This window comes from Paraburkholderia terricola (assembly GCF_900142195.1).
GTDB lineage: Bacteria > Pseudomonadota > Gammaproteobacteria > Burkholderiales > Burkholderiaceae > Paraburkholderia > Paraburkholderia terricola.
This window is the reverse complement of sequence record NZ_FRAB01000025.1, coordinates 1-26816: the sequence shown is the minus strand read 5'-3', so window position 1 is coordinate 26816 and position 26816 is coordinate 1. Positions and strand designations below refer to the sequence as shown.

General features: G+C 57.3%; 25 protein-coding genes. 14 read left to right on the top strand and 11 right to left on the bottom strand.

Annotated elements, in window-relative coordinates; translation table 11 throughout:
- Positions 1–140 precede the first annotated feature (140 nt).
- Positions 141–581 (top strand): hypothetical protein, encoded by a 441-nt coding sequence (locus BUE39_RS34905; protein ID WP_159442582.1) that lies wholly within the window; start codon positions 141–143, stop codon positions 579–581.
- A gap of 33 nt (positions 582–614) precedes the next feature.
- On the opposite strand, the gene BUE39_RS35925 is transcribed toward BUE39_RS34905, so the two are convergent.
- From BUE39_RS35925 to BUE39_RS20645, 5 genes are all read right to left on the bottom strand, one after another.
- Positions 615–863: an SDR family NAD(P)-dependent oxidoreductase gene (locus BUE39_RS35925; RefSeq protein ID WP_167363297.1), complete on the bottom strand. Its 249-nt coding sequence runs from the start codon at positions 861–863 to the stop codon at positions 615–617.
- On the bottom strand, positions 856–1464 hold the full coding sequence (locus BUE39_RS20660) for an SDR family oxidoreductase (protein ID WP_084561455.1): 609 nt from the start codon (positions 1462–1464) through the stop codon (positions 856–858). The genes BUE39_RS35925 and BUE39_RS20660 overlap by 8 nt, the downstream gene beginning before the upstream one ends.
- Before the next feature lie 114 nt (positions 1465–1578).
- Complete coding sequence (locus BUE39_RS20655; RefSeq protein ID WP_412534866.1) at positions 1579–2289, bottom strand: carboxymuconolactone decarboxylase family protein; 711 nt, start codon at positions 2287–2289, stop codon at positions 1579–1581.
- Between the two features lie 82 nt (positions 2290–2371).
- Complete coding sequence (locus BUE39_RS20650; RefSeq protein ID WP_235004914.1) at positions 2372–2770, bottom strand: (R)-mandelonitrile lyase; 399 nt, start codon at positions 2768–2770, stop codon at positions 2372–2374.
- An 86-nt stretch (positions 2771–2856) separates the two neighbouring features.
- Complete coding sequence (locus BUE39_RS20645; RefSeq protein WP_073430639.1) at positions 2857–3267, bottom strand: (R)-mandelonitrile lyase; 411 nt, start codon at positions 3265–3267, stop codon at positions 2857–2859.
- A 103-nt stretch (positions 3268–3370) separates the two neighbouring features.
- Between BUE39_RS20645 and BUE39_RS20640 the strand changes: the two genes are divergently transcribed.
- On the top strand, positions 3371–4273 hold the full coding sequence (locus BUE39_RS20640; protein WP_073430581.1) for a LysR family transcriptional regulator: 903 nt from the start codon (positions 3371–3373) through the stop codon (positions 4271–4273).
- A gap of 719 nt (positions 4274–4992) precedes the next feature.
- The gene (locus tag BUE39_RS20635) at positions 4993–6297 is read left to right on the top strand and encodes a tyrosine-type recombinase/integrase (protein WP_073430580.1); all 1305 of its coding nucleotides are present in this window, start codon (positions 4993–4995) and stop codon (positions 6295–6297) included.
- 431 nt (positions 6298–6728) lie between these two features.
- Here BUE39_RS20635 and BUE39_RS20630 read toward each other — a convergent pair whose 3' ends face one another.
- Entirely contained in the window at positions 6729–7532 is an 804-nt protein-coding gene (locus BUE39_RS20630) for an IclR family transcriptional regulator (protein WP_073430579.1), read from the bottom strand.
- Positions 7533–7965: 433 nt separating this feature from the next.
- On the opposite strand from BUE39_RS20630, the gene BUE39_RS20625 reads away from it, so the two are divergent.
- The 3 genes from BUE39_RS20625 to BUE39_RS20615 all read left to right on the top strand — a co-directional run bounded on the left by BUE39_RS20625 (position 7966) and on the right by BUE39_RS20615 (position 11369).
- Positions 7966–9078 carry a zinc-binding dehydrogenase gene (locus tag BUE39_RS20625; RefSeq protein WP_073430578.1) on the top strand — a complete coding sequence of 371 codons (1113 nt, stop codon included), beginning with the start codon at positions 7966–7968 and terminating at the stop codon, positions 9076–9078.
- Positions 9079–9195: 117 nt separating this feature from the next.
- A complete protein-coding gene (ubiA, locus tag BUE39_RS20620) occupies positions 9196–10065 on the top strand; it encodes a 4-hydroxybenzoate octaprenyltransferase (RefSeq protein ID WP_073430577.1) in 870 nt (289 codons plus the stop codon).
- Positions 10066–10526: 461 nt separating this feature from the next.
- Positions 10527–11369 carry an IclR family transcriptional regulator gene (locus BUE39_RS20615; protein WP_084561453.1) on the top strand — a complete coding sequence of 281 codons (843 nt, stop codon included), beginning with the start codon at positions 10527–10529 and terminating at the stop codon, positions 11367–11369.
- Between the two features lie 81 nt (positions 11370–11450).
- Here BUE39_RS20615 and BUE39_RS20610 read toward each other — a convergent pair whose 3' ends face one another.
- Genes BUE39_RS20610 through speB form a run of 4 tightly spaced genes read right to left on the bottom strand, consistent with a single transcriptional unit; the run spans position 11451 to position 16229 of the window.
- Positions 11451–12980 carry an acyl-CoA synthetase gene (locus BUE39_RS20610; RefSeq protein ID WP_073430575.1) on the bottom strand — a complete coding sequence of 510 codons (1530 nt, stop codon included), beginning with the start codon at positions 12978–12980 and terminating at the stop codon, positions 11451–11453.
- Entirely contained in the window at positions 12980–13837 is an 858-nt protein-coding gene (locus BUE39_RS20605) for an enoyl-CoA hydratase/isomerase family protein (RefSeq protein WP_073430638.1), read from the bottom strand. The genes BUE39_RS20610 and BUE39_RS20605 overlap by 1 nt, the downstream gene beginning before the upstream one ends.
- Before the next feature lie 17 nt (positions 13838–13854).
- Positions 13855–15240, bottom strand: coding sequence for an aminotransferase family protein (locus tag BUE39_RS20600; protein ID WP_073430574.1), 1386 nt, complete (start codon positions 15238–15240; stop codon positions 13855–13857).
- Between the two features lie 23 nt (positions 15241–15263).
- On the bottom strand, positions 15264–16229 hold the full coding sequence (gene speB, locus BUE39_RS20595; protein WP_073430573.1) for an agmatinase: 966 nt from the start codon (positions 16227–16229) through the stop codon (positions 15264–15266).
- A 141-nt stretch (positions 16230–16370) separates the two neighbouring features.
- Here speB and BUE39_RS20590 point away from each other — a divergent pair, with 141 nt between their 5' ends.
- The 8 genes from BUE39_RS20590 (at position 16371) to BUE39_RS20555 (ending at position 26305) form a co-directional block, all read left to right on the top strand.
- Complete coding sequence (locus BUE39_RS20590) at positions 16371–17651, top strand: M20 family metallo-hydrolase (RefSeq protein WP_073430572.1); 1281 nt, start codon at positions 16371–16373, stop codon at positions 17649–17651.
- A gap of 157 nt (positions 17652–17808) precedes the next feature.
- Positions 17809–18771, top strand: a complete 963-nt coding sequence (locus BUE39_RS20585) for a PDR/VanB family oxidoreductase (protein ID WP_073430571.1) — start codon at positions 17809–17811, stop codon at positions 18769–18771.
- A 101-nt stretch (positions 18772–18872) separates the two neighbouring features.
- Positions 18873–20315, top strand: coding sequence for an NAD-dependent succinate-semialdehyde dehydrogenase (locus tag BUE39_RS20580; RefSeq protein ID WP_073430570.1), 1443 nt, complete (start codon positions 18873–18875; stop codon positions 20313–20315).
- Positions 20316–20399: 84 nt separating this feature from the next.
- Positions 20400–21488, top strand: coding sequence for a tartrate dehydrogenase (locus BUE39_RS20575; RefSeq protein WP_176035817.1), 1089 nt, complete (start codon positions 20400–20402; stop codon positions 21486–21488).
- A gap of 61 nt (positions 21489–21549) precedes the next feature.
- On the top strand, positions 21550–22704 hold the full coding sequence (locus BUE39_RS20570) for an ABC transporter ATP-binding protein (protein WP_318268290.1): 1155 nt from the start codon (positions 21550–21552) through the stop codon (positions 22702–22704).
- The gene (locus tag BUE39_RS20565; protein WP_084561452.1) at positions 22701–23963 is read left to right on the top strand and encodes an ABC transporter permease; all 1263 of its coding nucleotides are present in this window, start codon (positions 22701–22703) and stop codon (positions 23961–23963) included. Before BUE39_RS20570 ends, BUE39_RS20565 begins: the two co-directional genes overlap by 4 nt.
- Positions 23960–24775 (top strand): ABC transporter permease, encoded by an 816-nt coding sequence (locus tag BUE39_RS20560; RefSeq protein WP_073430567.1) that lies wholly within the window; start codon positions 23960–23962, stop codon positions 24773–24775. Before BUE39_RS20565 ends, BUE39_RS20560 begins: the two co-directional genes overlap by 4 nt.
- 87 nt (positions 24776–24862) lie before the next feature.
- The gene (locus BUE39_RS20555; protein WP_073430566.1) at positions 24863–26305 is read left to right on the top strand and encodes an aldehyde dehydrogenase family protein; all 1443 of its coding nucleotides are present in this window, start codon (positions 24863–24865) and stop codon (positions 26303–26305) included.
- A gap of 179 nt (positions 26306–26484) precedes the next feature.
- Here the strand turns inward: BUE39_RS20555 and BUE39_RS20550 are convergent.
- On the bottom strand, positions 26485–26816 hold a 332-nt coding region (locus tag BUE39_RS20550; RefSeq protein WP_200799516.1), incomplete at its 5' end, for a transposase.

The window sequence follows — 26816 nt, the reverse complement described above, 5'->3', positions numbered from 1 at the left end:
ACCGTGCCGTAGTTTGCAGCGTCACTCGTTCCATTCCGCGACGCTCGTTCTTCGAAAGTTGTTCGCTTGCAAAGATCGACAAAAATATTTCCCTGTTCCGTCTATTTCCTAGGTAGTCCGAGCGCTTCCGGAAGTGCCGTTTGCGCGTCGGACGGGGTATTGACGAGCCTTATATTGATTCGCATGATGATCTCGACGGTGACGTATGGGAGCAAATCGTGCGGGGTGCAAAGAGCTATACGCGAGCGGAGTGGGACGAATTTTTCCGTGCGCTGGAAGCATTGCCAGAGAAACCCCGGAACGAGCAACGCCTAACGGTCAGCGACGCGATGAAAGAGAAGCGCGCGCAGATCGCTGCGACGCAGGCGAAGGGCTATACGCTCGAAGAGATCGTCCAGGAGGCCGGGCGTAAAGGGATCGACGTTAGCATTGGCGCGGTCAAATATGCGCTGTATCGTCCAGCGCTTGCCGATGCGAACTCCGAGGTAACCGATACACGGGGCAAGAGTAGAGGACGCTATCACGCAAAATGTGATGCACATTTTGGGCTACGGGGAAGAGTCGGTTTCCGTAGGTTTTGAAGAGATCACGTCAGACCGCTGGAAGGACGAAGTCTATCGGCCGGACATCGAGGCGCGCTCGCATACGCTGTACAAACCCGGACTGCAAAGCCAGAGAACTGCGGCTGCAATCTCGTCGGCCAGACCTAGGCGGCCGATAGGCTGTTGCTTCATGATTTCGGCCATCGCGTCGGACTGACCCTTGAGCATGTCCTGAACCATGGGCGTGTCGATCGTCCCAGGGCAGACTGCTTTGATGCGGATGCCGCGAGGTGCGTATTCGACACCAGCGCTTTTAGTCATACCAAGGACGGCATGTTTCGTGCCGTGGTACGACGCGCGTCCGGCAAACCCACCAAGCCTCCAAGCGACGAGCAGTTGACGATTGCCCCTCCTGGCGGAGCCCTTCCGAAATGGCGCGAACGGCCCACTTTGTGCTGGCGTACACTGTGCCGCCAGGACCGACCTTGTGACCGGCAACAGAGGAAACGTTGACAATCTGCCCGGACTTTTGCGCCTGCATGTGAGGCAGCGCAGCCGCGATGCCATACAACACACCCTTGATATTGACGTCGATCATCTGGTCCCACTCGTCGACCTTCAGCTTCTCCAGCATGGAACTCGGCATGAGACCCGCGTTGTTCAACAGCACATCAATTCGCCCGTGTAGCTCGACAGCGCGATCGACCAGCGCCTTAACCTGTGCCCGGTCCGTGACGTCGGTTTGCACGATCGCTTTCGCATTAAGCCCCAACGCGCTCGCAAGCGCGTTCAGTCGGTCAAGACGCCGTGCACCCAAGACCACTTTCGCGCCTTGCCGGCTGAGGTGGCGCGCAGTCTCAGCGCCAAGCCCGCTACTTGCGCCGGTAATGACAACGACTTTGCCGTTAATGTTCTCGCTCATGACTTACCTCTATGCTGTTCATGCTGGCGCGTCGGTGCGCACGAGCAGAGGCCCGCGCGGGCGCGCCGGTTAAGACTGGAATTCGTGCATGATGGTTTTCGTTCGGCGCGACGGCTAGCCAGGCCGTTTCGACAAGACGTCTTTGAACACGGGCATCGCTGAAAAGACGTTCGGCCAACCTGCGTAGAACGCGAGTTGTGTCAGCACTTCGGATGCCTCGGCTTTGGTGAGCCCGTTATCCATCGCGCGATTGAGGTGATACGGAATTTGCGCAACCTGACCATTGGCAACGAGAGCGCTCACCGTCACTAGGCTCCTGTCGCGCGGTGCGAGTCCGGGCCGCAGCCAAAGATCGCGAAACAGTGCATCCGTCGTGTATTGGACGACACCGGGAGCGACTGCGCCGAAGTTCTCCTGAACCGTCTCCGCGCGCTGTTTCTCGGTGGCCTCGTTTAAAGGCAAGAGTTCAACATCGGCGGGAGCGAGTTCGCCGGGACCAATGGCACGTTCATCGAAAACTCGCTTGGCGATCTGCGAAGCAGCCGTTGCATTCGCCCACCCGGAATAGAAAGCCAGATGCGCAATCATTTCACAAATCTCTGCGGGCTTCACGCCGTTATCGAGGGCAAGAGCGAAGTAAAACGGCATCTCGATGGTCTGATTGCGGGCGATGAGCACCGACAGCGTCACAACGCTCCGGTCGCGTGCGGAGAGTTGGGGCCGTTTCCACAAACCGCCAAAGACGGTCTGCTTCGTGTACCGCTCAAACGCCGGCGATACAGACTTCGAGTCGGCAGATGTAATCGGTTCTTGCATGGATCTCATTCTTTGCGAATCAGCGCAGGCGCTCACAAATACCGCCATAGCAGCCACCACGACGAGGCGCGCGATGCCGCGTGCCTGCGGGTCACGGTTGGCGATATTGCTCATCGGTTACCTGTTCGAGCCAGTTGACGTTCTTGCTATCGAGCGCTTCCTGTAGAGCGACGTGCGTCATCCCGGTGGTGGACGTTGCGCCATGCCAGTGCTTTACGCCCGGCGGAATCGACACCACCTCACCAGCGACAACCTCCTGCTTTTCGTGGCCCCACTGCTGTATCCATCCTCTGCCGGACGTAATGAGCAACGTCTGCCCGAGCGGATGCGTATGCCAGGCGGTACGGGCACCGGGCTCGAACGTTACCAAGCCTCCGGACAAACGCGATGGCGCTGCGGACTGGAACAGCGGGTCGATCCGTACGCTGCCGGAAAAGCGTTGCATGCCGCCTGGTACGGAAGGCTGAGAGCCGCTACGCGCAACCGTGATTGATTCGCCCTGGATGTCGGCAGCAAAGGTCGAGAAGGACGCGGATAGCAGCACCGCAATGGCGACGGTCATCGATGCGCGCTTGCTCACTGCTGACCACCGCTCGCGAGATACTGCTCATCTGTCACCTTCTCTAGCCACTCGACATTCTTGCCGTCGAGCGCTTCCTGAATGGCGATGTGAGTCATCGCCGTGGTCGATGTCGCGCCGTGCCAGTGTTTATGGCCCGGCGGGCACCAGATGACGTCGCCCGCACGAATCTCAACCCGTGCTTCGCCTTCACATTGAGTCCAGCCGCATCCGGCCGTGATGAGAAGCGTCTGCCCGAGCGGATGGGTGTGCCACGCCGTGCGCGCGCCCGGCTCGAACGTAACGGCAGCGCACGACACTCGCGCCGGCGGCGGCGGAGCGTTGAGTGGGTCGATCCGGACAGTACCGGTGAACCATTCCTCGGGGCCTTTCATTGATGGCTGTGAGCCAGCGCGTTTCAGTTGCATGATTTCCTCGCCGATGTCAAAAAGGCACTGCCCATAATGTAAGCCTATGCGGAGCCATGCACTAGATGGCAAAATTGGCATGCCCTTATGCTGTGGAGCATTAATGAAGGAAGATTTCAACGACCTCGTCGGTTTTATCACCGTTGCTCGCGAACGCAACTTCACCCGAGCGGCTGCGCAACTGGGGGTTTCACAGTCGGCGCTGAGTCGAACCGTCGCAGGATTGGAGCGAAGCATTGGTCTGCAACTTCTAAGTCGAACGACCCGCAGCGTCTCGCTAACTGAGGCGGGAGAGCGACTGCTCTCCGCGATCAGGCCACGGTTCGAGGAAATCGAGGCAGAAGTCGCTTCTTTACGAGGGATGACAGATCGGCCGAGCGGCACGGTGCGCATTACCACCACGGATTACGCCGCAACCACCTACGTCTGGCCGCGGTTGCAGGCTTTGCTTCGCCAATATCCCGAGCTCAAGATCGAGTTGGTGAATGACTACGGCTTGGCCGACATCGTGGCCGATCGCTTCGACGTCGGCGTGAGGCTTGGCGACCAGGTCGCGAAAGATATGGTCGCAGTACGTATTGCGCCTGACATGACCATGTCGATCGTGGGTTCGCCAAGCTACCTGCAGTCAAGGCCTCAGGCAAAGAAGCCGCAGGACCTGACTTTGCATAACTGCATCAATCTGCGCCTGCCAACGCGAGAATCGTTACTGCCTTGGGAGTTGTCGAAGGGCCGGCGCGATTTACAAGTAAGAGTCGAAGGTCAGCTCACGTTCAATAACGTCTATCAGATGGTCGATGCGGCCCTTGCCGGATTTGGCCTTGCATACGTGCCGAAGGATCTGGTTGAGCAGTACGTCCGCGCTGGGAGGCTTGCATGGGTGCTTGACGATTGGTACCCAACCTTCGTTGGACATCACGTCTACTATTCGACCGGGCGAAAATCTTCGCGAGCGGTCCAGCTTGTAGTCGACGCACTGAAGGCGGGTTACCAAAACCAGCAGTGAAGCTTGAACGAAATATAGTCTCGTGATCGTTGGCTGTGGTGACCGGCTCTGGACCGGCCGTTTCCCTGGGGAAGGGCCGCACGCGTTCGCCGACATCCAGACCCGGCATTGGGCCAATTGATAGGCGAACGGCAGGGGCCCGATCTACAACTGCCTCACAAACATCGTCACCTGGACTTCGGCAATGGCCGAACTGATGTCTCCGAGAAGTTGGCCTGGATCATCAGACCGCTCCATTACGTGCCTTTGATTTCGTGACAGCGCGATAGGCGGCAGCCCGTCGCGGGCGCATGCGAAATTGCGCCCTGACACAGGTCGATCGCACAGATTGATGCTTAGAATACCCTTCGGGGCGCGGTTGCACAGCATCTTCCTGTCGAGCGGTCGACGCGCTTTGCTCGCCACGGTTGCGGCAAGCGTTGTATGCGGTCTGATGGAAGGCGTGACCGCACTATGGTTTCTTGAGACTTTGCTAGATTTAATTGGAAAGTGGCTGACGGCATCGACGGTATTCCCGCAGAAGTCGTATTCGGATGCCGCGGGTCGCAATGTTTGAACGAGAACTTACGTTGGACTTTCCGATGCAGTCTGTTCAGAGCCCACAACTGCTGACTGGATTCCTCGGTATCTCTGGCGGTATCGTCGCCACCTGACCGGCCGGAAAGCCCGTCTATACAAGGGTCTCGGCCACCCGATTGACAATCGAGTGGGAGTATTGCATGCTTACGGATCTCGGGTTGCGGGCGCTCAAGCCGACCGGCAGTATCTACAAGGTGGCCGACCAACGTGGCCTGTATGTGGCGGTTACGTCATCTGGGGTGGTCAGTTTCCGTTTTGACTATCGCCTCAATGGGCGTCGCGAGACGTTGGTCATAGGTCGCTACGATCCGCGGCTGCCTGCCCGCGGAACGCGTCATGCCGAGGAACTGAACTTCGGTATGTCACTGAGTCTTGCGGAAGCGAGGCTTTTGCTCGAACGAGCGCGCCGGGAAGTTGAGCTGGGTGTCAGTCCGTCGAGAGCCAAGGTCGACAAGCGGGTGGAAGCGGTCGAGGCACTGACGTTCGGAAAGTGGGCCGAGAAGTACTTCGCGGAAGCCACGCTGGCGGAGTCTACCCGTGCAATGAGGAAGTCCGTCTACGACCGGAATCTCGCCGCGGAATTCGGGCGATTGAAGCTTGAAGAAATCACCCCCTCTCGTCTCATAGCGAGATGCGAGAAGATCAAGGAAAGAGGAGCGGCTGCTCCCGCCGTCCAGGCGCGCGATATCGTGCTGCAGGTGTACCGTTTCGTGCAGGCGAGAGGGCTAAAAGTGGCCAATCCGGCAGCAGATATCCGGCCATCGGCTATTGCCACGTTCAAGTCGCGCGACCGCGCACTGACGCCCGCAGAGATCCACGTATTTTTCAAGGCGCTGGAGCGGACGCCCACCCTGCCCACACTGCGTCTGGCGATTAAGTTCATGCTGCTGACAATGGTGCGCAAGTCGGAATTTATCCTGGCAAGGTGGGATGAAATCGACTTCAATGCAGCGATGTGGACCATTCCCAAAGACAGAATGAAGGCTGGCCGCCCGCACAATGTCTATCTGAGCCAGCAGGCTGTCGATATCCTGGTTGCGTTTAAGACGTGCTTCGGTGCAAGCTCGTATCTTCACCCGGGTCGTTACGAGACGGAATTGCCTATCAGTGCAGCGACCCTCAATCGCGTGATCGACAGCACGATCAAGCTTATTCACAGCAGCGGGGCAGAAGACTTCGAGTCTTTCACAGTACACGATCTGCGGAGAACGGCCAGCACACAGCTGCACGAAGCGGGGTTCAACAGCGACTGGATAGAAAAATGTCTCGCGCATGAACAGCGCGGTGTACGCGCCGTGTATAACAAGGCCGAGTATGCCGAGCAGAGGAGGACGATGCTGCAGGCATGGGCGGACATGCTCGACGGATGGATAGCGAAGGACCCTACGGCCAATGGTGCTCCCGCCGGGCGGCGTGCTGTGCATGGCTTGATTCATATCGCGTAGAAACCGGCGCGTGTTTTCGGCGGCCACACATTGTCTCTGCCGAGCAGCGGCCGGAAGGTTATTGCAGAGCAGCCGCACCGGAAACGCCAAGGGTCTCGTCTATTTATCGACACGTGCCAGTTTTCGGCTTTCCCTTTTCATCAGCACACAAGGCACTCACCGTAGTTCTTCATGGGGTGCAGGTGGTCGGAGGTTCAAATCCTCTCGCCCCGACCAGATCAAACAAGGACCTACGGTGTCATGCCGTAGGTCCTTTTGTTTTGGGAATGGAGTTTCCTCCACGTTTACTCACACACGATCGATGACTCTTGCAGGAGCGCGCGCGTAGTATCGATACGGTAGCCGCCCTGCTCACTCGGAATGGGTGCTATCCGTCTTCGGCGGTCCGTACCGTTGGTGTGTCCGACAAGGGCACACGTTTCGCGAATATTTCACTCGGCTTGGAGAAAGGAGTCGGGAAGTCGCCGGAGAGCCTTACCGAGCAATTCGCTAGCGTCCTTCAGATCTCGAACAAGGTCATCTACGTCGTGTGCCATTAAGAGTCTTTCCTTAAAGGCGACAACGCCTACGCCATAAAGTACCCCCCCGGCTTCAACCTGCACTGGGCAACAAACGGAATACACGCCCGGATCGTATTCGTCGTCATTGATCGCGTAACCGGCTTCTCGCACCTGTTTCAAGATGGAGGCCAGCTTCGCTTGATCTACCACGGTGTTAGGGCGATACCGTTCGTGAGGTCCGGCCAAAAACCTGTCGATCACTTCCTGGTCTTGAAACGCCACGATCGCTTTGGCCGAGGCACTTGCATTGAGCGGGAAATCGTTGCCTGGATAGACCAGCGTCCGCGTTCCCTGGCTTGGGGGCGTCGTCACCGCCGGCTGGATTTCTCCGTTGACGAACCGAACCATGTAAGCGACCTCGCCGAACTTGTTGGCGATCGCTAGAAGGATCGGTTCTGCGATGGCCTGCAACGCTTCGTTGCTCAGCGAGTTCTGAAAGATCCGGACGATCCGGGGGCCAATCCGGTAGCGCGAACGCCCGCGCTGTCCCACGACAAAGCCGGCCTCTAAAAGGCTGTTGAGCAGCCGATGGGTCGACGGCATCGGCATGCCCGTACGCGATGACACCTCGGCCAGTGCCAAGCCGTCCGGCGACGCACTAATCAGTTCGAGTACTTGCGCTACTCGTTCAAGGCGGGGAGTTTTGTCCACCTTACTTACATCCGACATATCCATTAGTCACCGTTCACCAGGTTGTTTCCGACGGTATCGGGGCTCTCGGCGACCGCACGCCGGATTAGCTCGATACCGGGATATCCAGGTTGTTTCGCGAGGAGAGATTTCCGTCATCCTAGCGCACTTTTCATGCGACAACCAAAGGTTCCGGAAAGGGGAATATCGAGGTACGACCGGTTCGCGTTCTCTGAGACTCTACTACGCTCGATCGGAGAGCCCACGTTGATCTCGGCGTTCATCCTGATTGATAAAAAAACGGAAGTTTGATCTAATAATCGGAATTTGCGCGGTTCTGTGCGAAAGCCAAACGGCACGATCCCGGTGGGCGCCATACATCAGCATTGGATGCATGGCTCTCCGACGGTTCTGATCAAGGGCTGGCCGTGCACCGTAAAGGTGGCGTCAGCAATTGTGACTACGGAGGAGGTGAAAGATGGGCAAGACAATGCGAGCGGTGGTGCTCACGGGGCATGGCGGGCTGGACAAGCTGGAGTATCGGGAAGACGTGCAGGTGCCGTCAATTGGGCGCGACGATGTTCTCATCAAGGTGGGGGCATGCAGTCTGAATAATACCGATCTCAACACTCGCACCGGATGGTACAGCCCGAGCGTTCGCGGCGGAATGACAGCAGAACTCGGTGAAAAGGGCGTCACTGATGCAGTGGACGACCTGGCGAACTGGGACCGAAGCTCGCTCGGCTTTCCTCGAATCCAGGGAGCAGCTATCGCAGGGCGAATTGTTGCTGTTGGTGACGGGGTTAGCCAGGAGCGTATCGGAGCTAGGGTCTTTGTCGATCCGGTCGTTCGTGATCTGACGAAACCATATCGGGAGGAAGGGATAAAGTTTATCGGAAGCGAGTGCGATGGCGGTTATGCTGAATTCGCTTCCGTGCCCAGCGCCAACGCTATTGAAGTGCGCTCGGATCTGACTTACGTCGAGCTATCGTCGTTCCCGTGCGCGTTCACGACCGCGGAAGAAATGCTCGAGCGCGGTCGAGTGAGTTCGGGGCACATGGTGCTCGTGACAGGTGCCGCCGGTGGCGTTGGCTCGGCTGCGGTGCAGTTGGCAAAGCGACGAGGTGCGACTGTCATCGCTGTGGCGGGTGAAACAAAGCGAGAAAAGCTTTTTGAGCTTGGCGCGGATCATTTCATCGCGCGTGAAAGTGGCCGACTTGCCGAGCAGGTTTATGAGCTAGTAGGCGAGCGAACTGTCGACGTCGTTGCCGATGTGGTGGGCGGTGAAAATACCGTTGAACTCCTTCGGGTGCTGAAACGGGGCGGGCGCTTTACCACCGGCGGCGCTATCGCCGGAGCGATGGTAGAGATTGACCTCCGTGATCTCATCTACAAAGATCTCGAAATGTACGGGATTGCCAATCCGGTAGCTCAAACCATGTTAAACCTCGCGCGTTACATCGAGGCGGGAGAGATCAAGCCGCTTGTTGAAAAGACCTTTCCGCTTCGATCGCTTCGGGAGGCGCAGGTCGAGTTTATGAAAAAAACTCACGTGGGGAAGGTGGTGATCGACATCGACGCCGACGCATAAGTGTGTTTGTCGGCGAGTGGTTTCCGGTGAACCGTGGTGGTCAGGCGTCCTTTGTTGATCGCAGGTTGAGCTTTCTGGAAATCCTCTGCATGGCTTAATCCAAAGGGTTACACATAGATGTACGAAAAACTCGCGAACTACGGTTCGCTCATTCGCATCCGTCAGCCAATCGGCATCGCCCTGCTGATGTGGCCGACACTTTCGGCCTTGTGGATTGCCTCGAACGGATGTCCGAGCTGGCGGTTGATTGGCATCTTTGCTGCCGGAACCGTCCTGATGCGGTCCGCGGGATGTGCGATTAACGATCTGTTCGATATCAGGTTGGATGGACAAGTGGCTCGAACCAGGGCGCGGCCACTCGCAAGTGGGAAAGTTCGATCGAGCGAGGCAGTGGCAATCTTTGTTTCGCTCGTTTCGATTTCTGCCGTCGTGGCGTCGGGCCTGACCAGCGAGGCCAGGCTCATGGCAGTCGGAGCGGTGTTAGTCGCTGCGACCTACCCCCTCGCCAAGCGTTGGTTCGCTGTGCCGCAACTCCATCTGGGCGTCGCGTTCGGATTCGGGATATTAATGGCGTTTGCACAGGTCCGTCAGGCGCTGCCGCTGATCGCATGGATCTTGTTCTGCGGCAACATTTTTTGGGCGTTGGCGTACGACACGGAGTATGCAATGGCTGACCGGGAGGAGGATCGGTACACGGGTATGCGAAGTTCCGCGCTGACTCTCGGAAAGTTCGATGTTGTCGCCGTAATGACCTGTTATGCTGGCGCGCTCGCGTGTTTTATCGCAATTGGGGCTATAGAACAGGCGGGGCTATTCTACTGGCTCGGTATCGCTCTAGCGATCTGCTGCGTTGCTAAGCACTACAAGCTCATCGCAGGCCGGACTAAGGAGGGTTGCCTTGCTGCCTTTGCGCATAATGGAATGCTAGGTGCGGTTGTCTTTGGCGGAATCGTCCTTGACTACATCGCTCGCGGGTCCGCCGGGTGAGTTCCGATTAGTAACCAGGCCGCCGTCGCAAAAGCGGCTCAGAAGAGTCCGAAAATACTGCCTCGGCCCATACCGGGCAGAATCTCGCAGCGGCGGGGCGCAATCTCGCGTCGTGCCGTCAGGCGAACAAGCCAGCCTGAGACTTTCCAAGCTCGCGATTTCCATGCAAATGAGTTCAGGGGTGATCGGCAACAGGCGTTCACGCATTTTGCGCCTCCAACAATTGGGCTTATAGACGGTCGGACTAGCATCGCTGCTTGCGTTGAAAAAATCGGAATATAAACGCACTAATCGGAACTAGTGTTGTCCTGCCAAATTGTAGTGTCAAGGGATCCTTGAGTTCTGCGACGTTGGGGACAAAATGACCTGAGGCGGTGCGGAAGAGTGCCTTTGCGAGGCAACCGACTCTGTCCATCCCGGTGGCTCGATGAGCCTCTAACGACAAAAAACGAAATTTTCTTGTGAAAAACGGAAGTACTGCTCATTATGGGCATGTTGCCACGCTGCCCACGACTTCTGTGAATCGCGCCATTGAATCGCAAGGAACCCGCCTAGATAAAGTTGCAAGAGTGCTCGAGCTGGTTAGCACGGCCAGGAGCGGTCTTACGCTGGGTGAAATCACCGTCCAGGCATCCCTTTCTCCGCCGTCGGCACATCGTCTGGTGAATGCGCTTATCGCTGCACGATTGCTCGATGGTGGCGGAGGCCGATCACGGTATCGGCTGGGGGGGCGGCTTTCGGAAATCTTCAAGGAGGCGCCGGTATCAGCATCTGCATTGCAGGCGGCGATCCCTCTGTTGCAGCAACTGGCCGATTCATCAGGCGAGGTGGCTTATCTGGTGACGCTCTCGAACCGGGGAGCCGAGCTGGTCGGAACGATGCAGCCGCAGACGTCGGGACGTAACCTCGTAATGCCGGAGGAACTCTTTCATCCGTGCAGCACCGCTGCGGGAAAGGCACTGTTCGCGTATCAGAGCAAGGATAAGACCGTAGCGGCTATAAAGGCGTTGGGAGAGAACAACAGCGCAGAATGGTTAGGGCATCTAGACGAACTTTGGGACGAATTAGCGGAAGTGAAACGCGTGGCGTACGCCATCAACGATGCTCGGTTCGACCCCGACGTGTTAGCAATCTGTTGCCCCGTCCTCGGCGTCTGGCGAGATAGCCCTAGTTTTGCGATCGGCGTTGTCGGCTTGAAGCAACGCATGCTTGAGGGGGCACCGCTATCGCGACTCGCATCTGAGATCCGATCCGCGGTAGAACGATGGCCTGGAATCGCGACCCTGCTCGCAGCGCCAGGGTGAGTGCTGCTACTTGCGGTGATGGGCTAACTACACCCGAGCGGTGATCGGGGACCCGTCGCCGCTCACCGCTACACCTGAGCGCTACCGCAGTTCGCGCTTCAACACCTTGCCGGCTGCATTCTTGGGCAATTCCGCAACAAACTCGATTTTGGTCGGTTTTTTATAGGATGCCAGGTGATTCTTGCAGTGGTCGATGATTTCGGCTTCGGAGACATCTTTGCCCGCTCTCCTGACGACCACTGCTTTTACGGCCTCACCCCATAGTTCGTCCGGAATACCAACGACCGCCACATCAGCTACCGATGGGTGCTCGCATATCACTTCCTCGATCTCTCTTGGATAGATATTCGATCCACCTGAGATGATCAGATCCTTCTTCCGATCGGTAAGAAAGAGGTAGCCGTCCGAATCGAGGAACCCAATGTCGCCTGTATGTAGCCAGCCAGATCGCAACGTTTCGGCAGTCGCATCCGGTCGATTCCAGTAGCCACGCATCACGAGGTCTGAGCGCACGCATACCTCTCCAAACTGTCCGGCCGGCAAAACGCAGTCGTGATCATCGAGGATCGCAACCCGCACGGCCGGGAGTTCTCGGCCACAGGATCGAAGCCGCGCGGTTTTTTGTTTGTCCGTTCCGACAAGATGTTCGTCTTTGGGTAGCGAGGTGACTGTCATCGGCGCTTCGCCCTGTCCGTAAATCTGGACAAACACGTTGCCGAGTAAGTCCAACGCCTGGCGTAATTGTTCGACGTACATCGGGCCGCCGCCGTAGATTACGTTTTTTAGCGACGATAGTTGATACCTATGTCGAACATCGCTTTTGACCAACATGTTGATCATGGTTGGCGCCATGAACGTCGAAGTCACACGGAATCGGTCGATTGCCTCGAACACCTTGTCTGGAGAGAAACTTTTGCTTAAGGGAAACGCGTTCCCGGCGCCGACCGCGAGGTGCGGCATCATGCAGCTCGCCGTCCCGTGAGAGATCGGGGCGACGTGAAGCATTACATCTGACGCGGCGACGTCGGGCACGATCCCAAGCAGGAACTGCTGGCACATCGTGATCAGGTTGCGATGGGTTTCCATCGCGCCTTTCGGCTTCCCCGTTGTTCCGGACGTGTAAAAGAGCCATGCAACGTCGTCCGGATCGATTTGGACATTCGGGTGCGTGTCCGCGGGCGCGTCGGCTAAAAGCGACTCGTATCCGATGGACTGATCATCTCCAGCTCCAATACACACCCAAAACTCCACCCCAGAAACGAGTGTTCTCAGGCGCGCAACCTGATCGGCGAAGTCTTCGCTGTAGAAAACGAACCTAGCACCTGAATCCTCCAGCAGAAAAGCGTATTCCTGTGGATGTAATCGAGGATTCATTGGGACCGGGATGTTGCCCGATGTCATGCACGCTAGAAACGTTTCTAGCCCTTCAAACCGGTTGCTCGAGAGAATTGCCGCGCGATTCTTGCTGGCTCCGCGAGCAAGCATTGCATGGGCGAGTCGATTGACTCTCTCGGCGCCCTCTCGATAAGTGATTGTTCTGCTCTCGGTGATCCAAAGCGCATTGTTCGGCGTGCGTTGGGCGGAGCGTTGAAGCCAGTAAGCTGCATGCATTATTCGATCCCCTTTCGTGAGCGTAAGACATTGCCAGGGCCAGCTTCCTGATAGGTGCCTTCCCGAGCCGAGGGGAATTGAGGCGGTCGCTTTTCTCGCACGGATCTGACGCCTTCCCGAGCGTCGTCGTCGACGAAGTTCAGCATTTCCAATGCGACCGATAAATCGAAGATGGGCCCGGCTGCCTTATACCAGTGATTCAACGATCGCTTCGTCCATCGGATTGCAAGCTGACTGCCGGCGGCCAGCTTATCCGCCGTGGCAAGGGCGGTTGGCAGGAGCTCTTCGGCTTTGACGCATCGGCTAACCAGCCCGATGCGCTCGGCTTCTCGTCCATCGATGAAATCTGCCGTCAGGAGGTAGTACTTCGCTTTGGCCATGCCGCAGAGCAACGGCCACATCATCAGCGCGTGATCTCCCGACGCTACCCCCAACTTGGTGTGGCCGTCGGTAAACCGGGCGTCCTCAGCAATGATGCTGATATCAGCCGTTAGGGCGGTTGCCAGCCCGGCCCCTACGGCTACGCCGTTGATAGCGGAAATGATCGGCTTTTCCAGATTGAGCATGTTGTAGACGATATCGAGCGCCTCTTGTCCAGTGCGGAGGACGCCCCAATAGTCATCGAGATTGCGTGTGACCATATCGAGGTCGCCGCCCGCCGAAAACGCTTTGCCCGCTCCGGTTATCACCACGACTTTCGTATTGGCATCTTCGCCAACGGTAAGCCACACTTTGCTCAGTTCCCAGTGAAGCCGCTCATTCGTCGCGTTGTATTTTTCGGGGCGGTTGATCGTGACCAGCAACACCCCGTTCGGCTTGTGATCGAACAGTAGGTGTTCATATTCTGCATAAGGAATTGCCATCACATGCCTCGTTACAGTGCGTTCGCGCGATGAAGCTCGTCGGTCAAGTCTCCGAGCGTGGCTCCGATCCCTGCAACGATTTCGTCGACCTGAGATTGCGTGGTGATCAACGGCGGTGAGGCCATAAACCATTCGCCAAATCTGCCGCCGCTGGTTCGACGGGCATAGATCAGCATGCCGTGTTCCATTGCAATCTGACGTACGCGATCCGCAGCGCGCACGTGCGGGGCGAGCATCTCTTTCGTATCTTTGTTTTTAACCAGTTCAATTGCGCAGAGAAACCCTTTGCCCCGGACATCGCCGATGATCGGGCTCGTTGCCGCGAGCTCACGAAGCTGAGAAAACATGTAACGCCCCATGCTCGCGGCGTTTTCAACTAGCCGGGACTCAACGGTTTCATCGAGCACGGCGCATGCACCTGCGCATGTGATCGGGTTGGCGTTATAGGTGTGGGCGAGATTGAATCCAGTTAGCGAAGCAAGTTCGTCAACCAGGCGCGCGGGCGCCAGAACGGCTCCCAATGGCGTGTAGCCCGCCGCAAGCCCTTTGGCGAGTACGATCAGGTCGGGCTTGGCCTCAGGCCAATGGTCGGCTGCCAGAAACTTTCCGGTGCGACCGGCGCCGGCCATCACCTCGTCAAAAACGAGGAACACGCCGTATCGGCTGCAGATCCGGCGAATTTCACGAAAATAGGCAGCAGGAGGTACGTTGGCGCCGGTAGATAACCCTCCCACCGGTTCGAAGATGAAGCAGAGGACGTTCTCCGGACCCAATTCAACGATCGTCGTTTCCAGTTGCCGTGCGCACTCGAGTGCGTATGTCTCGGCCGTGTGTCCTTGCGGAACCCGGTAAGTAAATGGGCTCGGCACTTTCGCGGAGAATGTGACCATGTCACCGTATACCGGCGCGAAGTCCAGGTCGCCAGTCACTGCAATGGTGCCGAGGGTGCCGCCGTGGTACGACGGCATACAGGAGATAACCCGCGTTTTCCGGGTCTGGCCGGTCGCATAGGCATACTGGCGACAGAATTTGATAGCCATTTCGTTCGCTTCCGAGCCTCCGGACGTGAAATGGCATCGTTCATAGCCCGGACCGGCGAGCTTAGCGAGTTTTTCCGACAGATCCGAGTTGGGGTCGTGTCTGGAGACGCGGACATAGCTGAACGAAAGTTTTTTCCCCTGCTCGTACATCGCACGTAAGACGCGTTCGTTTCCTTGGCCGATGTTGCTCACGATTGCGCCGGACGAAACGTCGGCGAGGCGGCGTCCCTGATCATCCCAAACATAGATGTTCTCGCCGCGAACAATGCGAGGTAGGCCGACGGTGTTCGCGGTCGAGTAAAACAGATCCTGCGGGCCTCCCACTGCTGGGCGACCGGCTGCTTGAATATCGTTCATGGGCGTCACCTGGCTTTGGATGGTTACTTGGCGCGGCTGCGTGCGCGAGCGTCGGCGGTGACGCAGAGAATCTCAAACATCAGGTTGGCGGCGTTTAGCGCTGTATGACCCGAAGGGTCCAAAGGCGGCGCGACTTCGCAAACATCGCCGCCAAAGATGTTCAAGCCCTGAGAGGCGCGAATGATCACCTGCACATCGCGCATCGAGAGGCCGCCCGGCTCCGGCGCTCCCGTTCCGATGGCGTAGACGGGATCCAGTCCGTCGATGTCGAAGGTGATATAAACCGGGCCGCCCGCCACAGTTTCGAGCATCTGCTTGATCACGGCGTCGCGTCCCATGCGTTCGTAGTCGTCCATCGTGACCACCGCCATTCCGCTGTCATACGCGTACTGAACATCACTTTCGCTAAAGCGTGTACCGCGCAGGCCAATTTGAATGACTCGATGAGGATCGATGATCCCGTCCTCGACCCCGCGCCGGAACACTGTCCCATGATTGATCTTGCTGCCGTACAACTCGTCCAGCGTATCGGAATGCGCATCGAAATGGATCACGCCGATCGGTTGGTTCTTGGGCGCTAGACCTCTAAGAATCGGGTAGGTGACCGTGTGGTCGCCGCCGCAGGAAACAACGGCGATGTTTTTCTCGCGCAGCTGTGCATAGAACGCAGTGATCGCGTCGAGGCTCCAGTTGTTGTCGAGGGGATTGACCGGTGCGTCGCCAATGTCCGCCACGTTTGCAAGGTCAAACGGGCAGATTCCACTATAGGGATTGATCTTCCGAATCAGGCGCGACATTTCTCGAACCTGAGCGGGTCCCTGTCTCGGCCCGTTCCTGTTCGTGCAGCCAAGATCGTACGGAACGCCCGCAAGAGCGATATCGACACCTTCGAGGCTGCGCGTGTATGGCGCGCGCATAAACGTGGCAGGTTCCGCGAACCGCGGCACCACACCGGAGTCCAGAAATGAGGCCGACGGGCTTTCGCTCATGACATATCCTTCGAGTTGTGAAGTTCCTAAATACGGAATAAACTTCCGTTTTAAGAAATATTGCAGCGTATTTCCAGGGATGTCAACCAGTCAAAACGCGCGGCCTTGCGACATGAGGGGCGCCCCCAAAAGGAAGCAGTCATGAACCCCCGACCTATCGATCATTTCGTGGGCAGCCCCGTTGATCGGGCCGCAGCGGCAGTTTCTCCTCCCCGACTTCAGCGGCTGATCGCTTCTCTGGCGTCGTTCGGAGGCGATAAATCCGGGGGCGTCAACAGGCAGGCGCTCACGCCTGATGACATCCGGGCGAGGGCCTATCTGATCGGGTACGCGCAAGAGTTGGGCTGCTCGGTGCTGCGAGATGACGCAGCAAATCTGTTCTTTCGCAGGCCGGGTGGCAAGGATGGTTCCCCCGTCGTGACGGGCAGCCACATCGACACTCAACCAACGGGGGGGCGATTAGATGGAGCCTATGGGGTTTGTGCGGGTCTAGAGACGATTGCCGCGCTAAACGATGCCGGCATCTCCACGGCACATCCGATCGAGGTTGCCGTGTGGACAAACGAAGAAGGATGTCGGTTTGCACCCGGGTCGATGGGGTCGGCCGCGTTCGTCCAGGCAGACCGAATGCAGGAGTTCGCTGCATCAAAGGACGACAAGGGTCGCTCATTCGCAGAGGAGCTCGAGGTCGTTGACAGCACGTTTTTCGATGTACCTAAACGGGCAATGTCAGTGCCATTTCGCGCTTTTGTAGAAGCCCATATCGAGCAGGGACCGATTCTGGAACTGGCAGGCGCGAAGCTCGGCATCGTTACCGGTATCCAAGGCGTCAGATGGTTCCGGTTCACGGTCGTGGGACGCTCGTCCCACGCTGGTACCACACCTTTCGAGGCGCGGCTTGACGCAGTGAGGTGTGCCGCAGACCTGGTGATCCAAGCGTATGCTCAATCGGACGGAAGTGATCCACAGCTTCGCCTCACCGTCGGGAGATTCAATGTCGACCCCGGAGCCGTCAACACCGTTGCCGCGGGCGTGGAGTTCACTATCGACCTACGACACCCAAACGACGAGCGGCTAGATAGCCTCGAGACGCTGTTCAGATCGTGGAGTGGCAGCCATCAGGGCTGCGACGTCCGCGTTGAACGCATCATGAGTAATCCTCCCACCCACTTTCCCAGGGAAATGGTGCACGTCGTCCGAACCGCCGCTCGGACTTGCGACAGCCATGCCATAGAGATGCTGTCAGGCGCATTTCACGACTCAATGTATCTGGCGAGACATTGTCCGACAGCGATGCTTTTCGTACCGAGCATTGGCGGCCTTAGCCACCATCCGGCAGAAGACACGAACCCTGAAGACCTGGCGATCGGGGCGAGAGCCCTGACCCGAGCGCTACTTGCTTTGTCCGAACCGATTTCGTGACCGCGGTCAGGGGGAAACCCGCATATCAAAGCTAGCCCAGCCGAAACATAATTTTGAAAAACGGAATTGTAGAACTAAAATCGGAATATGCGGATGCTTGGCACTTAGATTTCCGGAGCCGGCATCAGGTTTACCCTCAGTTACTCGTCGAGTCGGTATGGAAAGTCTTAGTGCTCTGCCCCTGTTGGTTTGTGCCGTGAACCGAGAAGCCATCGACATCGCGTCGTTCGAGCTCGCGAGATTAGATGGCGGTCAGCTACCTGCGGTCGAGCCAGGCGCTCACGTGGACGTCCATATCTCGCCGCAGATGGTGCGCCAGTATTCGATCTGCGATAGTGCAAGAGCCGATGGTCGCTACGTGATTGCCGTAAAGAGAGAGCCCGTATCTCGTGGGGGATCGTCTTTCATGCATGCAAACGTCCATGTGGGCGACACACTATTGGTGGGACATCCCCGCAATAAATTTCCGCTTTCCGGCGGCGCTAGTCGCCATGTTCTTGTTGCGGGCGGGATTGGTATCACGCCGCTGATCAGTATGGCAAGGCATCTGGCCTCTCGGGGCGATCAGTTTCACCTGCATTATTTCGCGCGTTCTCGGGAGCATGCTGCGTTCGTCGACGATCTGTCCGCGCCGAACCTTCGAGGTGATGTCACTTTCCATTTTGGTTGTTCGCCGTCAGAGACAACTGAGCAAGCCCGGGCGATCGCATCGGCGAGGGATGCCGGTGATCATCTTTATGTCTGCGGGCCGGGGCCGTTCATGGATTTAGTTTGCACGTGCGCCAACAGTTGGCCTGATGGGTCCGTGCACGTTGAATATTTCGCCGGCGCTACGGTGCCGGCCGGCGACACTCAAAGCTTCGAGGTCGAAATTGCCAGCACGGGTCAGGTACTACAAGTCCCGCCTGAGCGCACGCTGGTTGATGTCTTGCACGAGTCGGGACTAGACGTTCCCGTTTCGTGCACTCAAGGGTTCTGCGGCACATGTATAACCCGCGTGCTCGATGGCGTTCCCGATCACAATGATCTCTGCCTGAGCGACGATGATAAGGCAGCCAACAACTGCATGACACCGTGCGTTTCCCGTTCAAAATCGCCTCGCTTGGTTCTTGATCTCTGACGCTTAGGTTCACCGCCGAGACCAATGACTTCCCCCACACAGTGCAGTGCAACCGAATTTCAATCATCTTTCGAGGCTAAAACGTGGAAAACTTGAACGATATGTCGCTCCTGACGGAATCTGCTTTCGTGAAAGGAGAGTGGATCCAGGCACTCAATGGTGCAACGTTTGAAGTGGTCAACCCGGCAAACGGAAACGTTGTCGCTCGGGTGCCGCGTCTGGGCGTAAGCGAGGTTCGGACTGCGATCCAGGAGGCGAACGAAGCGATGCATGGATGGCGGAAACGGCCGGCGAAGGATCGTGCCGCAATTCTTCGCAAATGGTACGAATTGATTCTGAAAAATTCCGAAGACCTTGCAAGGATTATGACGGAAGAGCAGGGGAAGCCGCTGGCAGAAGCGAGAGGCGAGATCGCTTATGCGGCTTCCTTCGTTGAGTGGTTTGCCGAAGAAGGAAAGCGGGCTTACGGGGAAACGATCCCTTCCCCTTCCTCTGACAAGCGGTTGATTGTCGTTAAAGAGCCGATCGGTGTTTGTGCTGCGATTACACCGTGGAATTTCCCGGCCGCGATGATCACCCGAAAGGCTGCGCCGGCAATCGCAGCCGGGTGTGCGGTCGTCGTCAAACCCGCAAGCGCGACTCCGCTTTCGGCGCTCGCCCTTGCGAGGTTGGCCGAGCGAGCCGGCATGCCCCGCGGCGTCTTATCTGTTGTGACCGGTGACGCGCGCGAAATCGGCGATGAGCTCACGTCGAACCCTCTGGTACGCAAGGTCTCCTTCACGGGCTCCACCGAGATCGGCCGGGCCTTGATGAGCCGTTGCGCTTCGACCGTCAAGAAGCTATCGCTCGAACTAGGCGGTAATGCGCCGTTCATCGTTTTCGATGACGCGGATTTGGAGATGGCGGTTGAAGGTGCAATCGCATCGAAGTTTAGGAACGCCGGCCAGACGTGCGTGTGTGCGAACCGTTTGTACGTGCATGACAAGGTGTACGAAGAATTTAGCAGGAGGTTGGTCGAAGCGGTAAAGCGGCTTAACGTTGGCGATGGCAGGCACGAAGGAGTCACCCAGGGTCCTCTCATCAATCTAAGCGCGGTGCGAAAGATTGAGGAGCATATCGAGGACGCGCAGAAAAAAGGCGCACAAGTCATTCAGGGCGGCAGGCGTCATTCGCTGGGCGGAAATTTCTTTGAACCCACCGTCATGATCGGGGCTGATCAAACGATGCTGGTGGCGAAGGAAGAAACATTCGGTCCGCTTGCCCCGCTGTTCAGGTTCACCACCGACGACGAGGTTGTTGCCTTCGCGAACGACACGGAGTTCGGACTCGCCGGATATTTTTTCAGCCGTGACATCGGACGGATATGGCGAGTGGCGGAGGCCTTGGAGTACGGGATGATAGGCATCAATACTGGCTTGATCTCTAACGAGGTAGCACCTTTCGGTGGGATAAAGCAATCGGGCTTTGGGCGCGAAGGCTCCCGTTACGGGCTAGACGAATATCTGACGACAAAGTACCTCTGCGTGGGTGGCATCGACAGGTAGATCGACCGCGGATCGCCCGTGTCGCGGCGAAATAACCTGCGTATACCTGCGTGGACGCCACGCCGGGGAGCGCTTTCGGATCACATGATGAAGACACACAAGATCGCTGTAATTGCGGGCGATGGGATTGGAAAAGAGGTGATGCCGGAGGGCATGCGCGCTCTGGAGGCTGTGGCTACACGGTTCGGCATCGGAATTGAGATCGATCATATCGAATGGGCAAGTTGCGACTACTACACCCAACACGATGTGATGATGCCGGACGACTGGTTCGAACGACTTCATGACAAAGACGCGATCCTCTTCGGGGCAGCAGGTTGGCCAGATACCGTGCCTGATCACATTTCACTTTGGGGCTCGCTGCTGAAATTCAGGCGTCATTTCGACCAATATATCAATCTCAGACCGGTACGATTGTTGCCCGGTGTCCCGTGTCCGTTGGCCGGCCGAAGTCCGGGGGGCATCGATTTTTATGTCGTCCGCGAGAACACGGAAGGGGAATACACTTCGGTTGGCGGCCGGATGTTCGAGAACACGGATCGTGAGCTTGTCATCCAGGAGTCGGTATTTACACGGATCGGTGTAGACCGTGTCCTGCGTTACGCCTTTGAACTTGCCAACAATCGGCCGAGGAAGACACTCACGGCAGCCACGAAGTCGAACGGAATCGCGATCAGCATGCCCTACTGGGATGAGCGTGTTGCGGAAATTGCGAAAGGTTACCCCGATGTGGCGTGGACGAAAGCGCACGTCGACATTCTCGCCGCTCATTTCGTGCTGAAACCTGACCGTTTCGATGTAGTGGTCGCATCGAACCTGTTTGGCGACATTCTTTCGGATCTCGGCCCCGCTTGCACCGGAACAATCGGTCTGGCCGCCTCTGCAAATCTGAACCCGGAAAGGCGCTATCCGTCGCTTTTTGAGCCGGTCCATGGATCGGCACCGGATATCTATGGAAAGCAGATCGCGAACCCGGTGGCCATGATCTGGTCAGTCGCAATGATGATCGATTTCCTTGGTGCCGGCTCAGCCGTTTATAAGGAGGCCCACGACTGCATTTTGAGGGCGATTGAAAAAGTCGTAGCGGGAGGCCCGCGTACTAGGGACCTCGGCGGGAGCGGGACGACCGCAGAAGTCGGGCAAGCCATCGCGGCTGCGATTCATAATGTCTGATCGCGCTTGAATCCGTGCGAGTCCTGGATTTATTTCCTATCGACTGAAGTTTGAACGCACGGTGCAATTTCTGAATTTATGGCGCGCAACCGCGCTTGGTGAGGACAACATGACAGAGTCTATGGTTGAGTTTCGCGGCGTTCAAAAGACCTATGATGGACGGTCGATGGTCGTGCGCAATCTGGATCTGAAAGTCGCGCAGGGTGAATTCCTTACGCTGCTTGGACCGTCCGGGTCGGGGAAGACAACGACCCTCATGATGCTTGCGGGCTTCGAAACGCCTAGTCATGGGGACATCATTGTCGACGGCCGCTGCGTTACAGACACTCCGGCGCACAAGCGAGGGATTGGAGTGGTCTTCCAAAGCTACGCGCTTTTCCCGCATATGACAGTCGCCGAGAACCTGGCGTATCCCCTACGTGTAAGGCGTGCTAGTCAAGCAGAAATCAACGAGAAGGTTAAGAAGGCAATCGACACGGTGAAGTTGCGGGGATTCGAGGACAGGAAGCCAGCGCAACTTTCAGGTGGACAGAAGCAGCGCGTCGCTTTGGCGAGGGCGATCGTCTTCCAACCTCGTCTTGTACTCATGGACGAGCCTCTGGGCGCCCTCGACAAGCAACTTCGTGAGCATATGCAGTACGAGATCAAGCAACTGCACGAGCGCCTTGGAATTACAGTCGTTTATGTCACCCATGATCAGGGCGAAGCGCTGACGATGTCAGACCGTATCGCGATCTTCAGCGAGGGAGTAATTCAGCAACTAGCACCTCCAATGGACCTGTATGAGCATCCGGCAAACGCTTTTGTCGCGGCATTCATTGGTGAGAACAATCAGCTGTCGGGGCGATTGGCCAATGTGCAGGGATCGTCCTGGACAGTCGATATGCGCGGGGGCGGGCAGATCCGAGCGATCGGGCGAACCGACTCGCCCGGCGTCGGGAAGGGTCTGAGCATGTCGATCCGTCCCGAGCGACTGCTGCTAGGTGATATTGCGCAGAAGGCAGATAACCATTTTCCCTGCCGGGTGCTCGATCGCATTTATCAGGGCGATCACGTGCGCGTGAAGTTGCAGGCGCCTTCCGAGGAAATCCTTGTAGCCAAGATCCCCAACAAACGGGGAGCAGATTTGCTCGAGGCTGGGTCGGTGGTGATAGCCGGCTTCCACGCAGAGGACTGCTCCGCCTTTGGCAGCACAAGTGCACGGGTGACAGAATGAACGGTTCCGCAACTGAGGTCGCGTTGCCCATAGATATCAAGGCGTCAACAGCGAATCCGGCGCAGCGAGCGCTGCGGCGCGCGCGCGTCAAGGCATTTCTTTTCGTGCTGCCACTTCTCGCGTTCCTGTGCATTTTCTTTGTGGCACCCATCGCGCAGATGCTCAGTCGTTCGATCGACAATCGCAGCATATCGGATGTCCTTCCCCGCACGCACAGGGCACTGGCTGAATGGGACAGAAAATCGCTACCTGGCGAGCAAGCGTGCCGGGCCTTGATTGCTGATTTGAATCAGGCACGGGAACAGGAGCGCCTCGGTCCTGTCGCGCGGGAACTGGGTTACCAGCGATCGGGTATCAACCGCGTGCTGTTCAAAACCGCCCGTCGAATTGGCGAGGAAGCTGGCACTAGTTGTATGGACCGTCTATCTTCTATTGACACTGCGTGGACTCAGCTTTCGGTCTGGGCAACGTTGAAGGATCAGACCGGGGCCGTCACGAGCGCGCACCTGCTGGGCTCATTCGATGCACGTCTAGACACGGAAGGACACATAGTTGAACAACCCGAAGATCAGCGCATATACGTCGAGCTGTACAAACGCACGGCTATCGTGGGTCTTGCTGTCACCGCCATTGTTCTTCTGATGGGTTTTCCGCTTGCTCATCTGCTGGCCAACGCGTCCGGGCGGATCGCGAGTGTTTTGATGATGTGTGTGTTAGTGCCGTTCTGGACGTCGCTTCTGGTCCGAACGACAAGCTGGATCGTACTGCTTCAGCGCGACGGTCCGCTACTCGACCTTTTGGCGTCGCTGAAGCTGATCGACGGGCAAAATCGGCCGCAGCTTGCATATACGATGTTTGCGTCATTGGTCGCCATTTCGCACATTTTGTTGCCGATCATGATTCTGTCGCTGTACAGCGTCATGAAAGGTGTGCCGAAAGATTACGTTCGAGCATCACTTTCTCTTGGCGCGAGCCCGTTGAGAACGTTCTGGAGCGTGTACTTGCCGCAGGTGGCGCCCGGGATCGCCACGGGATCTGTACTTGTTTTCATTACTACGCTTGGGGTGTACATCACGCCGGCGCTGGTTGGCGGCAGCAGTGGACAGATGATCGGGAACATGATCGCCTATCACATGCAGAGTTCATTGAATTGGGGCTTAGCCGCAGGGCTGTCTGCTGTCTTACTGGTCGCGGTATGGCTAGTGTTCTACGTTTTCAACCGCGTCGTCGGGCTTGAAAAGATGGGGGTGGCAAAATGACTCGTGCTTTATATCTTCTCGTGTGCACGGCCGTCCTTGGATTCCTTCTCCTGCCGCTGATCGTGTTAGTGCCGCTCTCGTTTAGTTCGGGAGAGTATCTGACGATCTCAACACGAATGCTGGAACTGCGCCCTGATGCGTTCTCGACAAGGTGGTATCACGATTTCTTCACTTCCGATAATTGGCATCGAGCGATAGTCAATTCCATGATTGTCGGTCTGTCTACGACCGTGGTTGCCACGATCTTGGGAACGATTGCCGCAATTGGGCTGACGGACCGCAACCTTCCGTTTAGATCCGTGGTTCTCGGAGTCGTTCTTGCACCGATGATCGTCCCCGTCGTGGTGACGGCGGCTGGCCTCTACTTCGCATTTTCGAGAATCGGTCTGACCCAAAGTTTGCCCGGACTGGTCGTAGCGCACACCATTCTCGCGGTACCTATGGTCGTAATGACCGTCATGGCGACCCTCTCGAATTTTGACCGGGATCTGATCAAGGCATCCCACAGCCTCGCTGCGTCGCCTTTCACCACGTTCATGAAGATCACCCTGCCGCTCATTTTGCCGGGTGTGGTCTCCGGAGCTGTATTTGCCTTTGCCACGTCGCTCGATGAAGTTGTCACGACGATCTTTCTTGCGGGGGTTGATCAGCGAACAATTCCGCTACAGATGTGGGGGGGAATTCGCGAGGAGTTGAGCCCGACTATCCTTGCTGCCGCGACGGTGCTTACGGTCATTTCGGTGCTGCTGCTGCTCACGGTGCAATTTCTGCGAGCCCGGGGAATACGAGCTCAAGCGTCGCTCGCAGCCTGAGCTTCCGTGGCGCTGCATGCGTTGCGTCCGGGCGCATGCGGCTTTGATTAACCTACTCACGACATACTTCCCTGAGGCAAAACCAGCATGCTTGACCAATCGAATCTGAAGAACTTTTACATCGATGGCCGGTGGGTTTCTCCGGTGAGCCTTGCGACAACCGATGTCGTCAATCCTGCCACCGAAGGCGTGATCGGGAAAGTCGCGATGGGCGAAGCAGCCGACGTTAACGCCGCAGTTGCAGCGGCACGACGCGCCTTCGAACGCTTCTCGATGTCCGAGAAGTCGTTTCGAATCGAATTGCTAAACAGGATTCTGCGGGCCTACGCTGCGCGCGCCGAAGATATGGCGCAGGCGATCTCCCTTGAGATGGGCGCTCCGATCACGATGGCACGAAATGCCCAAGTGCAAGCTGGCATCGGTCATCTGCAGGCAACTATCGAAGCCTTGAAGAATATCGATTTGGTCTCCATGCAGGGAAGGGCTGCGATCGTGCGTGAACCGGTAGGGGTCGCTGCGCTGATTACCCCTTGGAACTGGCCAATGAACCAGATTGTCAGCAAGTTGGCACCCGCCCTTGCCATGGGGAATACGGTCGTTTTGAAGCCAAGCGAAGTGGCGCCTTTGAGTGCGATGGTGTTTGCGGAAGTAATGGCTGCCGCTGATTTGCCACGCGGGGTGTTCAACATGATCAACGGTGACGGGCCATCGGTAGGCGAGGTGCTGTCGGGACACTCGGAAGTCGATGTTGTCTCGCTGACCGGTTCGACCCGTGCAGGTGTCGCCGTTTCAATGGCGGCTGCGCCCACCGTAAAACGTGTGCTGCTGGAACTTGGCGGAAAGTCGGCAAACATCATTCTGCCTGACGCGCCGTTTGAGGCTGCAGTCAAACGTGGTGTTCGTTCGTGTTTCTATAACACGGGCCAGTCCTGTAGCGCACCGACCAGGATGCTGGTTCCGGCCGAGAGATATGACGACGCCGCGGCGATTGCGCGTCGGGTCGTGCATGAATCCATTGTAGGCGTGCCATCCGACCCGCAGACCTTCATGGGTCCGCTTGCGAACCGTCGCCAGCACAAAAAAGTACAACAGATGATCGAGGTCGGGTTGGGCGATGGCGCTGAGCTTGTCGCTGGAGGCGTCGGGCGTCCTGAGGGTCTTGAGCAGGGCTTTTACGTGAAGCCGACTGTATTTGGACGAGTGCACCCCTCAATGTCGATCTTCCGTGAAGAAATCTTCGGCCCAGTCCTCTCTATCTCCACATATCGCACAGAGGAAGAAGCGGTGGACATGGCAAATGACAGCGTGTACGGATTGGCTGCGTACGTGCAGTCGGCGGATATCGATCACGCACGACGGATCGCGAGCCAACTCCGGGCCGGTAGCGTCGAACTCAACTATCCCGAGTGGGATGTGAGCCTTCCGTTCGGGGGTTACAAGCAGTCAGGGAACGGCCGCGAGGGGGGCGAATTCGGCCTGCACGACTTCTCGGAGGTGAAGGTTATAGCTGGCTATTTTGCCCCTGACTGAAGCAGCCGATGACGATGGCAGGGGCCACGAGGCCGGTACGGAAACAGCTGAAACCGGATGGCGTGAACCCCGTGACATGCGGCGCTCAGTTCGCGTAGGCATAGCTGTAATACAGCCCAACCGCGAGGGGAGTTACTTCGAATCAGCGGACCGAGCCTTCACGCTTGGACCGCTGACTACTAGTGTTCCGTTCCGCTGATTCGCGAACAAAGTCTGTGTAGCTTTTCGAGGATGGAATCAGCGGATGCGGTCCACATGAATGGTTTGCAGTTTTCGTTGTAGTGGGAAACGAACTGATCGATACGCGTGATCAGTTGTTTGACCGAACCAAACGAGCCCCTGCGGATGGCCTTGTCGGTGATCAGCGCAAAGAAGCGTTCGACCTGGTTAAGCCACGAACTGTAGGTAGGAATGAAATGCATGTGCCAGCGGGGCTTTGCTGCGAGCCACGCCTTGACCTTGGGATGCTTGTGACTGCCATAGTTGTCCACGATGCAGTGCACGTCGAGTT